Annotated in this window: 11 protein-coding genes; 9 read left to right on the forward strand and 2 right to left on the reverse strand. The window is 57.1% G+C overall.

Annotated elements, in window-relative coordinates; translation table 11 throughout:
* The first annotated feature begins 65 nt into the window (after window positions 1-65).
* The 9 genes from nuoH (at window position 66) to ABD890_RS15560 (ending at window position 10,400) form a co-directional block, all read left to right on the forward strand.
* Entirely contained in the window at window positions 66-1,301 is a 1,236-nt protein-coding gene (gene nuoH, locus ABD890_RS15520) for an NADH-quinone oxidoreductase subunit NuoH (RefSeq protein ID WP_345091446.1), read from the forward strand.
* Window positions 1,298-2,023 (forward strand): NADH-quinone oxidoreductase subunit J family protein, encoded by a 726-nt coding sequence (locus tag ABD890_RS15525; RefSeq protein WP_345091449.1) that lies wholly within the window; start codon window positions 1,298-1,300, stop codon window positions 2,021-2,023. Before nuoH ends, ABD890_RS15525 begins: the two co-directional genes overlap by 4 nt.
* Complete coding sequence (nuoK, locus tag ABD890_RS15530) at window positions 2,020-2,355, forward strand: NADH-quinone oxidoreductase subunit NuoK (protein WP_345091452.1); 336 nt, start codon at window positions 2,020-2,022, stop codon at window positions 2,353-2,355. Before ABD890_RS15525 ends, nuoK begins: the two co-directional genes overlap by 4 nt.
* A complete protein-coding gene (gene nuoL, locus ABD890_RS15535) occupies window positions 2,355-4,814 on the forward strand; it encodes an NADH-quinone oxidoreductase subunit L (protein ID WP_345091454.1) in 2,460 nt (819 codons plus the stop codon). Before nuoK ends, nuoL begins: the two co-directional genes overlap by 1 nt.
* 32 nt (window positions 4,815-4,846) lie before the next feature.
* Window positions 4,847-6,607 carry a complex I subunit 4 family protein gene (locus ABD890_RS15540; RefSeq protein WP_345091457.1) on the forward strand — a complete coding sequence of 587 codons (1,761 nt, stop codon included), beginning with the start codon at window positions 4,847-4,849 and terminating at the stop codon, window positions 6,605-6,607.
* Between the two features lie 17 nt (window positions 6,608-6,624).
* On the forward strand, window positions 6,625-8,352 hold the full coding sequence (locus tag ABD890_RS15545) for an NADH-quinone oxidoreductase subunit N (RefSeq protein WP_345091459.1): 1,728 nt from the start codon (window positions 6,625-6,627) through the stop codon (window positions 8,350-8,352).
* 22 nt (window positions 8,353-8,374) lie between these two features.
* Window positions 8,375-8,818, forward strand: a complete 444-nt coding sequence (locus ABD890_RS15550) for a hypothetical protein (protein WP_345091461.1) — start codon at window positions 8,375-8,377, stop codon at window positions 8,816-8,818.
* A 99-nt stretch (window positions 8,819-8,917) separates the two neighbouring features.
* Window positions 8,918-9,700, forward strand: coding sequence for a TatD family hydrolase (locus ABD890_RS15555; RefSeq protein ID WP_345091464.1), 783 nt, complete (start codon window positions 8,918-8,920; stop codon window positions 9,698-9,700).
* Between the two features lie 106 nt (window positions 9,701-9,806).
* Window positions 9,807-10,400 (forward strand): thioredoxin family protein, encoded by a 594-nt coding sequence (locus ABD890_RS15560; protein WP_345091467.1) that lies wholly within the window; start codon window positions 9,807-9,809, stop codon window positions 10,398-10,400.
* A gap of 11 nt (window positions 10,401-10,411) precedes the next feature.
* Here ABD890_RS15560 and ABD890_RS15565 read toward each other — a convergent pair whose 3' ends face one another.
* Complete coding sequence (locus tag ABD890_RS15565) at window positions 10,412-11,563, reverse strand: carboxylate-amine ligase (protein WP_345091471.1); 1,152 nt, start codon at window positions 11,561-11,563, stop codon at window positions 10,412-10,414.
* Between the two features lie 15 nt (window positions 11,564-11,578).
* Window positions 11,579-12,841, reverse strand: coding sequence for a M20 metallopeptidase family protein (locus ABD890_RS15570; protein WP_345091474.1), 1,263 nt, complete (start codon window positions 12,839-12,841; stop codon window positions 11,579-11,581).
* Window positions 12,842-12,914: the final 73 nt, after the last annotated feature.

Consider the following 12,914-nt stretch of genomic DNA (forward strand, 5'->3'; position numbering starts at 1 on the left):
TATTATAAAGGCCGGAAAAACAGGGTGTTTTTCCGGTATTTACAACGCACAAGGGACGCGCACACGTGGGTGAGTACTTCGCAGGCTGGCTTCCCTCAGGATGGGATTTCCTGGGGTACACCTTGGCTGCGTTCGTCCAAGCCTTTTTGCTGGTCAACGTGATCGCGCTGGGTGCGTTCGTTTTCATCTGGGCCGAACGAAAGGTCTCTGGGCGAATTCAAGACCGCTTGGGGCCAACCCGAACTGGCGGTGCTTTCGGTTGGCTGCAGTCGCTGGCCGATGGGATCAAGCTTCTTTCCAAAGAAGACCTGATGCCAAAAGATGCCGATCCAATTCTCTTCCGGATCGCTCCTTACGTATCGTTTGCTGCCAGCTTCGCCGCGTTCATGGCCCTCCCCTTTGCGTCGGGCTGGGTGGCGTTGCCGTTGAATATCGGCCTGTTCTTTTTAATCGCAGTGCTCGGACTGGAAGTGTTCGGCGTCATCCTGGCAGGCTATTCGTCGGGATCGAAGTGGTCGCTCTTCGGAGCGATGCGACAAGCAGCCCAGGTCGTTAGCTACGAAGTTCCCCTCGGGATCTGCGTTGTTGTTCCGCTGATGATTTGCGGCACGATGGATCTGGTGGCGATTGGCGATCAGCAGCGTGGTTGGTTCACCAACTGGTTGATCTTCCACGATCCATTCATTTTTGTCGTCTTTTGGGTCTACTTCACCTGCGCCGTGGCTAGTGTGAATCGCGCTCCGTTTGACTTGGCGGAAGCGGAAAGCGAACTGGTCGCTGGCTTCCTGACGGAGTATTCCGGGATGCGGTGGAGCTTGTTCTTCATGGCCGAATATGGCTCGATGATTCTGGTTTCGATCCTCGCCGCCATTTTGTTCTTTGGCGGATGGAACGGACCGATACCGGTCTTCAGCAGCATGATGGATGCGTACCCGAACTACTTCGGGAACTGCTGGTGGTTCACCACCTTCGCCAACGTGGCTGGCGTGTTGAACATTCTGATCAAAGCATCGGTCGGCGTGATCGCGATGATGTGGATTCGCTGGACGTTTCCTCGTTTGCGAGTCGACCAGGTGATCACCATGTGCTTGAAATACTGCGTGCCGATTGCCGCGGTTTGTCTGCTGGGCGTGATGTTCTGGACTGCCTTGGGCGTTCCGTTTTTGAACGACCTGGTCCCTGCACAAGATCGTTCTTTGGTGCGAGAAGAATGGTTGGATGAAGGCGATCGTCGGGCTGACCGGCGCATCGAAATGATCGAGCAGAAGATCGCCACGAGCCAGGAAGGAGGCGTCGAATGATCGGCCTGCTTGCCGCCGCTACCGAAGCCTCGATCAACTGGCATACCGTCATCTTCTATGTCACGGCACTGGTCGCGTGTGGCTTTGCCGTTTTGGTTGCCACCACCAATAACATCGTTCGGATGGCCTTCGCCCTGATCGTTTGTTTGGCGGCTGCCAGTGGATTGCTGTTCCTCGCTGGGGCTTACTTTGTCGGGGCGATGCAGTTAATGATCTACGTTGGCGGCACCGTCGTGCTGTTGATCTTTGGCGTGATGCTGACAGCGCAAAAAGCGTTTATCACCATGCAGACCAAAGGGGGCGACTGGATCCTCGGTTTGCTGGTGGGCGGAACGCTGTTAGCGATTCTGGTGCAGTTGGCTTTTCTAGTCCCGCAGTGGCAAAGCTCCGATTACCAGGCCAAGGCCGATATGAACCTGGCAACCTACGTCGATAAGCTCGAACAACAGCTCACCGAGGGCCAAGAGATTACGCAGCCACAGCGTGACGAACTTGCTCGCTTGGAAATCTTGGCGACCGATGGCATGCCGCAGCGAACCGGCGAAATTGGTTTGGCACTAGTCGGCGTTCGGGCCGATCAAGGAACGCGGCCCGATGAAAAAGGCCTGGCTGGTTACCTGCTGCCGTTCGAGATCGTTTCCATTCACTTGCTGGTGGTGCTGGTTGGAGCCGCCTTTCTGGCTCGAGCCAAACGGCATCACGCAGGAGGAGCTACACGATGAGCTTTCTGTGCGAACCGATCGGACTTTCGCATTACCTGGCAGTCGGGGCGTTTTTGTTTGTGACCGGCATCGTTTGTATGGCCACCAAGCGGAACGCTCTGGGGATCTTGATGGGGATTGAACTGGTTCTCAACGGAGCGATCCTGAATTTCGTCGGATTTGCGAGTCCTTATTTTCGTGACGAGAATCTCGGGCTCGATGGCCACATGATCGCCCTGTTCGTGATCGTGCTGGCCGCCGCCGAAGCTGCGGTGGCACTGGCGATTGCCTTGAACTTTTACAATAACCACGCCACGATCGATGTCGATCGTGCCAACGAACTGAAGGGTTGATGGAAGTCTTTCTCCCGTACCTTCCGAGCCTTCTGGCAGCCGCGGTATTGCTCCCGTTGGTTTCGTTCTGCGTGATCCTATTGTTCGCCATGCAGCTTGGTCGTCGTGGCAAGGGAGCCGCGGCGGTGGCCACGATTGCCATCCTGGCGTCGACCGTACTTTCGTTTTTCTCGGCAGCCGTTTGGTTCTCTGCCAATCCGCCGGGTGCAGTCCATCATGTGGCCGAGACAGAGGACGCCGGGCACGAAGATGCCCATGCCGCCGAAGCGCACGCGACCGACGAGCATCACGGCATTCCGCACGAAGTGCCGCCGGTGCTGGTAGGAGAAGGCTACACGCTGGCCCGGTTTGCTGGTGCCGAGGTCACGATCAACTATTACATCGATGCCCTGACGATCGTGATGTTCTGCCTGGTGACGTTCATCGCGACCTGCATCCACTTCTATTCGACCGGCTACATGCACGACGAGTTGCATGACGTCGTCGATCACGAAGCATTGCTGGCCAACGGTGATTCGGTTGAACGACCTGGGCGATTCGCTCGTTTCTTCCAAGCGTTGTCTCTGTTCTGCTTCAGCATGCTGGGGTTGGTAATTTCAGGCAACTTCCTGATGACGTTTGTCTTCTGGGAACTGGTCGGGCTCTGCTCGTGGTTCCTGATTGGCTTCTACGTCGAACGCCAGTCCGCCTCGACCGCGGCCAACAAAGCGTTCATCGTCAATCGTGTCGGCGACTTCGGCATGCTGATTGGCTTGATGACCTTATGGGCGAGCCTCGGGACGTTTAACTACGGCGAACTCTCGGCTGACTCGCCAGGCGTCTTCCAGCAAGTCCGTAGCGAGAAGAACGCGTATCAGCTTCAGGTTCCCGATGGCATGGTCCAGTTGTCGGCTGCCTCACGAATTGAAGAATTGGCCCTGACCGCCAGCGAACCCCTTTCGCGCGAACAACTCAGCAAAGAGGTGGCAGCGGCGATTCCAGCCTGGCGCAATGGAACCACCGAAGGGGACACGACTCGCTATGGCTACACGCTATTAATTATCGCCGGTATCGGCATCTTCTGCGGCTGTGTCGGCAAGAGTGCTCAATTTCCACTGCATGTCTGGTTGCCCGATGCTATGGAAGGTCCCACGCCGGTATCGGCATTGGTGCACTCGGCAACGATGGTCGCGGCCGGTGTGTTCCTGGTTGCCCGCTCGTATCCGATCTTCCTGCCAGAAGTGCTGCTGACGATCGCGGTGGTCGGCTGTATCACCCTGTTCCTGGGCGCGACGATCGCCATGGTCGCAACCGACATCAAACGAGTGCTGGCCTATTCGACGGTCAGCCAGCTTGGCTACATGATGTTGGCACTGGGCGTTGGTGGCTGGGCGGCAGGCGTTATGCACCTCGTAACGCACGCGTGTTTCAAGAGTCTGCTGTTTCTTTGCTCGGGCTCGGTGATCCACGCGGTCCATACCAACGAGATGCCGCAGATGGGCGGGCTGCTCCGCAAGATGCCTTGGACCGCCTATACGATGTTGATCGGCTGTCTGGCGATTGCCGGGATTGGTTTGCCTTCGATATTTGGCCTGTCTATCGGCTTGAGTGGTTACTACTCAAAAGACGCGATTCTCGAGCAGATCTATGCGTTCCGCATGATGAATCCGGCTTGGGGAAATGTATTCTTTGCGGCTGCGGCTGGCGGGGCAACGTTGACGGCGTTCTATATGTTCCGCATGTGGTACCTCACGTTCGCGGGCGAGCCTCGTTCAGCCAAGAAGTTCGAGCATGCCCACGAATCGCCACGCGTGATGGTGGTGCCGTTGGTGTTGCTGGCGATCCTGGCGGTTGTGGTGGCTTGGCCCATTTATGGTTGGGTTGGCTTGCCGACGTTGGCTTCATCGGTGGAAGAGGCTCGGCCGGCAGGCATCTGGCAAGACATGCCGGGCGTTTATCTGAACGTGACGATGCCGGAAGAATCCAAAGGCCATGCTCCGGAAGTTAAAGGTCCTGTCGGACTGATTGCCTTCGGTGCGGCGATTGGCGGGATTCTGTTGGCGTCGGTGTTTTACCTGTGGAAGTCGCTCGACCCGGAAGACGTTCGTCGCACGTTCAATCCGATTTATCGCTTGCTGGTCGGAAAGTGGTTCTTCGACGAGATCTATCAGGCCGTCTTCGTCAAAGGAACGTTGGCGATCGCGTCATGTATCGCCATGTTCGATCGACGCGTGATCGATGCGTTCCTTGATTGCCTGGCCTGGCTGATGGTTCGCATTGCTCGGCTTTCCGATACGTGGCTTGATCGCCGCGGGATCGATGGCCTGGTGAACTGGTGCTCGCTGCAAACCTGGCGACTGGGCGACCGAATGCGAGGGCTGCAAACCGGTGGCCTGCGGCAATATGTGATGTTGATTGTGGTGAGTACGGTGGCCTTGTTTGTGCTGCTGAGTTTTTGGACTTATTCGCTGGCTCGATAGCGAGCCGACCTGGATGCCTTCGAGGCGATCGCATGGATAACGTGGCATTTTTAATCGTGATTTCGCTGATCTTCACTCCCGTGGTGGGAGCGATCGCGCTGTTGTTCCTGCCTGCAGAGAATAAGTCGCTGCTGCGCTGGTTCACGCTTGCCGTCACGCTGCTGGTTCTGTTGCCAACGCTGTATATCGCCTTGCCAGGGAGTAGCGTCCTTAGCTTCCAGACCGATACCGCCAACATTCAAGACGTCATCCAGGTGGCCTGGATTCCATCGTTCGATATTCAGTTCTTCCTGGGGATCGATGGCATCAGTTTTCCTCTGTTGCTGCTGACTGCTCTGATCGCGTTTCTGGCGATGGGAGCAAGCTGGACGATCGACAAGCATGTGAAGAGCTACTGCGTGCTGTATTTGCTGCTGCTGGCCGGGATGATGGGCGTCTTCATGTCGCTCGACTTCTTCCTGTTCTACATTTTCTGGGAAGTCATGCTCTTGCCGATGTACTTCCTGATCGGTGTCTGGGGCGGACCACGCAAGGAATACGCGGCGATCAAGTTCTTTTTGTACACGCTGTTTGGTAGCGTGCTGATGCTGATCGCCCTATTGATGCTGTACTTCAACAGCGATCTGCGACAGCTTTCCGCTCCTCAGTTGGCGGCAGCACACGTTGCCGCATGGGACGACGCAGGCGAACGTCTTTCGCCGGAAGCTTTCAAGACGAGGATCGACGCCAGCGAGTATCCGGTCCACACGTTCAATATTCTGGCGTTGCAGCAATTAGGGCAGCATTCGGAAGTCTTCGATCAAGCACTGCTGTGGGGCAAATCGATACAGTGGTGGGCGTTTTTGCTGCTGTTCATTGGCTTTGCGATCAAGGTGCCCAGTGTGCCGCTGCATACCTGGTTGCCTGATGCTCACGTCGAAGCCCCCACGCCGATTTCGATGATCCTGGCTGGTGTGCTGCTGAAGATGGGGGGCTATGGCATCGTGCGAATCTGCTATCCGATTTGCCCCGACGCAGGCTACGACCTGGTGTGGGTGGTCTGTTCGGTCGGTGTGTTCAGCATGGTCTACGGAGCCTTCGCCGCATTGGCTCAGAAAGACTTCAAGCGGATGGTGGCTTACAGTTCGGTGAGCCATATGGGCTACGTCGTGCTGGGGCTCGGCGTGTGGAGTGCAACCGCAGGCAACGTCTTCGATCCGATCTCCTGGAGTATGGGTGTCAAAGGTGCCCTCTTCCAAATGATTGGCCATGGCATCAGCTCGGCGGGCATGTTCTTCATGGTCGGAGTGATCTACGATCGCGTGCATCATCGCGACCTGAATCAATTCGGCGGATTGTATGGCAAGATGCCGATTTACACGGCGATGGCTATGCTGCTGTTCTTTGCAGGTTTGGGCTTACCAGGGCTGTGTGGTTTCATCGGCGAAGCGTTCGTGGTGCTTTCGGTCTGGAAGCTCAGTGGAACGCTGGCGGTGATCTCTGCCGCGGTGGTGATCCTGACGGCAGCTTACATTTTGTGGGCGATCCAGCGGGTCTACCTTGGCCCCGAATACAAAGGCCCTCATCCCGAGGCCCTAACCGAGATCACCTGGCGCGAGACCCTCATCGCCCTTCCCTTGTGCGTATTGGCGGTGGTGCTGGGGGTATTTCCTTCGCTCATGTTCCGCTACTTGGATAAGACCGTCGATCAGCAAGTGGCTGATTTGACCGAGTGGACCGAACAGGTCAAGCTTCCCCAGCTTCGGGCTCAGCAAGCCGAAGCCGACCAAGACGTTGCCGCGAACCAGCCGTAGACACGCGGCCTGCCAATATGTTTTTCACCCTTGTGAATCATCTGACGACCGACACACTGACCAGCCTGATTGGCTTTGGGGCAGAGTTGGTCCTTTGCGCGACGATCGTGGTGATTCTGCTCGCGCGGATGTTCCACTTTACCGAGCGAATCGATTCGACCTGGATCGCGTTGCTGGGAAGCCTGGCGGCGTTGGTCGTTCTTTCGCCGCTCGCTCCTTGGGATATCTCGCAGCAGCCAGCTCAGATGGTTGCCATTGGCAATCTGCCACGTGTCGAACTGTTTACCGGCATGTTGGTCTACGATGGATTCGGCGTGGTGATCAAGACGCTGATGATCGTGTTCCTGCTGCTCTTCTTTGTGCTGACGAAGTTGACGTCGGCGCATCGTTCGCAAGACAGTCCCGACTTCACCACGCTTGTCCTGGGGGCAACCGTGGGGATGTGTTTGATGGTTTCGGCCAACCACGTTTTGATGGTGTTTCTGGCGATTGAAATGGCCTCGGTTCCATCGTACGCGATGGTCGCGATTCGCCGCGTCGATCGAAAGGGATCGGAAGCCGCGCTGAAATATGCCGTGTACGGGGCAGCCGCCGCTGGGGTCATGCTCTATGGGATTAGCCTTCTGTGTGGCGTGCTGAATTCGGCCCACATCCCAACGATGGCGATGAAGCTTTCCGAGATGTCGGCCGCAGGGATGACTGGTGCCGAGATCACGATCCTGGTGATGGCGTCGTTGATGATCCTTGTCGGACTGGCCTTCAAGCTGTCGGCTGTGCCGTTCCATCAGTGGTGCCCAGACGTCTTTGAAGGGGCCACGGCAGAAGTGGGTGCCTTCTTGTCGGTGGCATCGAAGGCGGCGGCACTCGCGTTGTTGATTCGCGTCGCGGTTGGCCTGGGCTGTGTCGAGAGTGCTCCCCTCCCCTTGGCTGCTAACACCCATGGCGAGGCGAAAGCGGCGCTGTTCAACGTAGCGGATGAGAAACAACCGGCGGTGGAAGAAGCCGCGGAAGTCACGAGTGAGACCAAGTCGCTTCAGCCGGTGCAAACGTTCCTCGGGCTGATCATTGCCATCATGGCAGCCGTGACGTGCACGTTCGGCAACCTGGCTGCCTTCGCTCAAACCAATATCAAACGGCTGCTCGCCTATTCCACGATCGCCCATGCTGGTTACATGATGATGGCCGTTCCACCGATCCTGGCGTTGGCATCCAAGGATGTTGCGGCGGCCGGAGAGTGTGCTGGCTATCTCGCACTGTATATCGCCGTCTATCTGCTGATGAACCTCGGTGCGTTTGCGGTCGTGGCATACGTTCGCGACTGCACCGGCAGCGAAGAGATCCGCGACTATGCCGGGATGATCTATCGGAATCAATCGATCGCGATCTGTATGACGATCTTGCTGGTGAGCCTGGTCGGTTTGCCGCCGTTGGCAGGCTTCGTTGGTAAGTTCGCTGTTTTCGCAGGGGTCGCGCGCGGCTACCTGGCAACCGGCGAAACCTATCTTGCCATCTTGTTAGCGGTGGGCTGCGTGAACACGGCGATCAGCTTGTTCTACTACTTGCGAGTCGTAAAGGTGATGACCATCGATCCTGTCGATGAAGAGACCGCACCGATGCATCGCTCGCCAGGGATCTTACAGCTTGGGTACTTGTGGTGCGTGACGGCACCAGTGCTGCTGTTGATTGTCGGCTGGGATTCGCTGAATGTCTGGATCCAGGCCGCCGTTCGCGGTTTGATTTCGTGATGAATCAAAGGAGTCGCCGCGAATGTTAACTTGGAAACAGATGGAGCTACTCAACCGAGTCGCCGCGCTGCACCATCGTTCGTTGCCAACCTACCTGGCGTATGCCCGGCCGTGGGTCGCGCTCGGGGGCGAAGCGAATGCCCATGTGATCGAAGACATCGCCGCCGATCATCACGATGTGGTCGAACGTGTGTTGGAGGTACTCGAAACGGCCGATCGCCCGGTTTCCCTGGGCGATTTTCCGATGGAGTACACCTCGCTAAACGATTTGTCGCTCGACTTCGTGCTAGGAGAGGTCACGCGGTTCGAACGGCGGCTCCTTCATTCGCTGGAAGACATCGCGACCTGGCTCGATCGCGAAAGTACCGCGACGCGACTGGTTAATCTGGCGATTGGCATGGCGAAGGGGCATCTGCAAAATCTAGCCGAACTGACGAAGAGCTCGTCGAGCCGCTCTGCATCGTAGCGGGTGCTTCTACCTAGGGGCCGTTTTGCGACAGCGGCCGGAACGCTACGATGAACGGCAGCGGTTCTGTTTTTCTGGTCGTCTTAGTGAGTTCTTATTGTGGAATGGTTTGATACCCACGCCCATTTGTTTGAAGAAGCGATCCTTTCGCAAATTGACGATGTGCTCGATCGTGCGGCCCAGGCCGATGTCAAAACGATCGTAGCGGTGGGGACGACGCTGGAAGACAGCCGGACCTGTATCGAACTGGCGGAGAAGTATCCGCAGATCTATGCGTCGGTCGGGATCCATCCCAACCACAGTGCCGAGGCGCAGCCTGGCGATCGCGAAAAGGTTGAAGAGCTGATGTCGCATCCCAAGGTGGTGGCGATCGGCGAGACCGGGCTCGATCGTTATTGGGACTTTGCTCCGTTCGATCTGCAAAGAGAATACTTGGATTGGCACGTCGAAAAGTCGCGGCAGTATGGGAAGCCGCTGATCATTCACATGCGTGAGTGCGAGCAAGACATTGTCGATTGGCTGGAAGCCTCGAAGGCGGACGGTCCACTCAACGGGATTCTTCACAGTTACACCGGCGATGCCAAGCTGGCCGAACTAGGTGTCGACTGTGGCATGCATATCAGTTTCGCAGGCATGCTCACCTTCAAGAGCAACCAGGTTCTGCGTGATGTGGCCAAGACCATTCCGGCCGAGCGATTGCTGGTGGAAACCGATTGCCCATACCTCAGCCCAGAGCCTTGTCGCAAGCAAAGGCCCAACGAACCGGCGTTAGTGGTGCATACGGGAAGTTGCCTGGCGTATGAACGGGGACTCGATCCTGCAGAGATGGCTCAGCAAACCACGGCTAATGCGAAGAAACTGTTTGGAATTGCCGAGGCGTAGTCAGCGGAACTTGGCTGGCCTCGGTTGAGAGGTGAGCCCCCTACGGTAGAATACCGGTAACGCACACCTGATTTTTTGCACCCAATACCCCCAGGAAGAATTTCTGATGGTTAAGACCGCAAGCACCATGCTTCCCTTGGGAACGCAGGCCCCCGACTTCTCGCTGTTGAATGTCGACTCGAAGACGGTCTCGCTTTCCGACTTTGCCGACGCCAAGGCATTGGTCGTGATCTTCATGTGCAATCACTGCCCGTTCGTCAAGCATCTGGCACCAGCCCTGGCCGAGTTCGGTCGCGAGTGTCAGGCCAATGGCGTTGCCGTGGTTGGCATCAGCTCGAACGATGTCGCCAACTATCCGGACGACTCGCCAGAACAAATGGTGCACGAAGCTGAAAACCGTGGCTACACGTTCCCTTACCTGTACGATGAAGATCAAAGCGTTGCTCAGGCCTACAAAGCTGCCTGCACGCCAGACTTTTATGTCTTCGATAAAGATCAGAAGCTGGCTTATCGCGGTCAGTTCGACGCCAGCCGTCCTGGGAACGACGTGCCTGTGACCGGCGACGATCTGCGTAAGGCTGTTCAGGCGGTCGCCGCTGGTGAACCAGTGCCAGAACCACAGATGCCAAGCATCGGCTGTAACATCAAGTGGATTGCTGGGAAGGAACCTTCCTACTTCAATCCAGCCGGTACCGCTTAGTTCCTGGCGAACTAATTTGCTGCCGATTCCGCGGAACCAGCGGCCTTGGATAGTCGAGCACCTTCAGAAAGGATGCGGACCATCTCGGCCGCTGATCCTGTTTCTTGGAGAAGCTTTCGCTGCTGGTCTGCCCAACTCGGCCGATTGGCAATCACATTGCAGTGCTCAAGCTGATCGAGGCACTGCAACCGTTTGGCGAGCGGCGAAAGCGTTTCGACCAGACGCCGCGTCATCTGCGGAACGGTCTCGACTTCAAACGAGTACGAGTTCACCAGCCGGGCCGACGTGCCGAACCGCGCTGCTCGCCATTTGTTCTGGCGGACCATCATCGGATGGCAATCGTATTGATAGGCCCCTTCGTCGATCTCTCGCGAGAGATGCACGATCAAGCACTGGGTCATCGCGGTCAACGCCATGACATCTTCCAGGCTGCCAGGCATATCACAGATGCGAATCTCGACAGTGCCGAAGTTATGATGCGGGCGAACGTCCCACCAGATCTCGCGAATCGTGTTGATGAAACCGGTATCGACCATGTGATTCACGATCCAGACGTATTCGCTCCAGTTTCGCATTAATGTCGGAATGCCAGCGGTCGGCAAGCCTTCCATGATCTTGCTTCGGTGCGAAGAGAGGCCTGTGTCGCGACCTTCCCAAAAGGGGCTGGATCCTGAAAGCGAAAGGAGCAGCGGCACGTACTGTAAAATACGCTCGCACAGCATCACCGCTTTATCGCCTGACTCTACCCCGACATGAACGTGCAGGCCTTGGGTAACCAGACGGCGAGCCATCTCTTGCAGCAGCTCGAGCAGATCGAGGTAACGCTGGTTCTCGGTGACGTTTTGATCTTTCCACAGCGAGAACGGATGCGTGGCAGCCCACCAAAGTTGAACGCCCAGCTTGTCCATCACTCCTTCGATCCGCTTGATCTTGGCGGACAAGTCGTCCTCTGCTTCAGCGACGGTCTGACAGATGCCGGTATTGATTTCCAGGCAGCACTGCATCAGCTCGGGCTTGTACTGCGTGCGAAGGTCTTCCGGCAACTCGGCCAGAATGTTTTGCACAGCCGAGCGAAGCTCCATGGTCTGGCTGTCGATCACGCCCAGTTCTAATTCGACGCCGAGTGTGGGGTAGTGGTTGGCGCGAAATTCGATTTTCGACATGGGGTCGTCCTCGCCTTAGGTCGAATCGGGATGAGTAGTCGTTCGAGGCTGCAGCAGTTGTTGGCTCCAACGCGAACCTGGCTCAAAGCAAGCGACCGCGCTACGGGCCAACAGGTTCGCTCCGAAGGGAAGCACGCGTTCGTCGATGTCAAATCGCGTGCTGTGGAGCATGGGCCATGTATCCGACCCCGGCGTTGCACAGCCGAGCCGGAGCATTGCCCCTGGGATGTGATCCAGGTAAAACGCAAAGTCTTCGCCGCCCATGCTGGCTCGCGGAACTTCGTGCACGCCAGGCATGCCGGTGATTTCGACACAGGTCTCTTTCAGCAGATCGATCACGTTCGAGTCGTTCCGCACCGCATCGGTACCGAGTTCGAAGCTGACTTCCATCTTGGTTTGTGTCGCCATCGAGATGCCGTCGGCGATACGGTGGATGTGATTGATCGTTTCGAGCCGGGTCTGGGGAAGCAAGGTGCGAAGCGTACCTTGCAGCTCGACCGTTTCCGGGATGACGTTGGGGCTCGAGCCGCCATGGATCTGGCCGAAACTAACCACGACTGCTTCGTGTGTGTTGGTCACGCGCGGAAGCGTCAGGTAGATGGTGTTAACAAGCTGCGCGGCGGCAGCGATCGGATCGTTGGCTTCGTAAGGCCGAGCGCCATGGCCGCTGGAACCATGAATGCGAATACGGATCTCTTCGCAACTGGCCGTGAGTTCGCCCTTGCGAAAACCAACCTTGCCAAACGGAAGGCCCGGTTCCATATGGGTCGCGAAGATCGTCGAGACATCTTCCAGTGCCCCGGCTTTAATCATCGCCTTGGCTCCGACGCAAGTTTCTTCGGCCGGTTGAAAGATGAAGCGGGTGCGAATCGGCCAGGGAAGTTCATCCTTCTTGGCCATTGCCTGAAGAGCTTGAGCGGCACCTAGCACCAGCGTGGTATGGGCATCGTGACCGCACGCGTGCATCACGCCATCGACTTGGCTGCAGTAGTCGACCGACTTGCTGTCGTGGATTCGCAGAGCGTCGATGTCGGCACGCAGCGCAATGGCGGTGCTGCCTTCGCCGTCGAATGTATCGAGGTCGGCGATGACGCCTCTGCCATCGGGACCCATGCGAACCGAAAGACCCAGGTCACCTAGAACCTGATAGAGCAACAGGCTGGTCTGGAACTCTTCGCCCGAGACCTCAGGGTTGCGATGGAGATTGCGACGGAATTCGATGAGATGATCGCCAAGCTGGTCGATCTCCGCACTAAGTCGCGATTGCCAGGCTGTCATGCTGCGGGGACTTTCCTTACAAAATCGGCGGACGACGGTACTCCAATCCTACCATGCAATTGGAGTACCGTTC

This window comes from Bremerella cremea (assembly GCF_039541315.1).
Lineage (GTDB): Bacteria > Planctomycetota > Planctomycetia > Pirellulales > Pirellulaceae > Bremerella > Bremerella cremea.

What these genes read in the sequence shown, in the direction of transcription:
- ABD890_RS15525 (WP_345091449.1), top strand. Translation starts at nt 1,298, where the DNA reads ATGATCGGCCTGCTTGCCGCCGCTACCGAAGCCTCGATCAACTGGCAT.
- nuoK (WP_345091452.1), top strand. Translation starts at nt 2,020, where the DNA reads ATGAGCTTTCTGTGCGAACCGATCGGACTTTCGCATTACCTGGCAGTC.
- nuoL (WP_345091454.1), top strand. Translation starts at nt 2,355, where the DNA reads ATGGAAGTCTTTCTCCCGTACCTTCCGAGCCTTCTGGCAGCCGCGGTA.
- ABD890_RS15540 (WP_345091457.1), top strand. Translation starts at nt 4,847, where the DNA reads ATGGATAACGTGGCATTTTTAATCGTGATTTCGCTGATCTTCACTCCC.
- ABD890_RS15545 (WP_345091459.1), top strand. Translation starts at nt 6,625, where the DNA reads ATGTTTTTCACCCTTGTGAATCATCTGACGACCGACACACTGACCAGC.
- ABD890_RS15550 (WP_345091461.1), top strand. Translation starts at nt 8,375, where the DNA reads ATGTTAACTTGGAAACAGATGGAGCTACTCAACCGAGTCGCCGCGCTG.
- ABD890_RS15560 (WP_345091467.1), top strand. Translation starts at nt 9,807, where the DNA reads ATGGTTAAGACCGCAAGCACCATGCTTCCCTTGGGAACGCAGGCCCCC.
- ABD890_RS15565 (WP_345091471.1), bottom strand. Translation starts at nt 11,563, where the DNA reads ATGTCGAAAATCGAATTTCGCGCCAACCACTACCCCACACTCGGCGTC.
- ABD890_RS15570 (WP_345091474.1), bottom strand. Translation starts at nt 12,841, where the DNA reads ATGACAGCCTGGCAATCGCGACTTAGTGCGGAGATCGACCAGCTTGGC.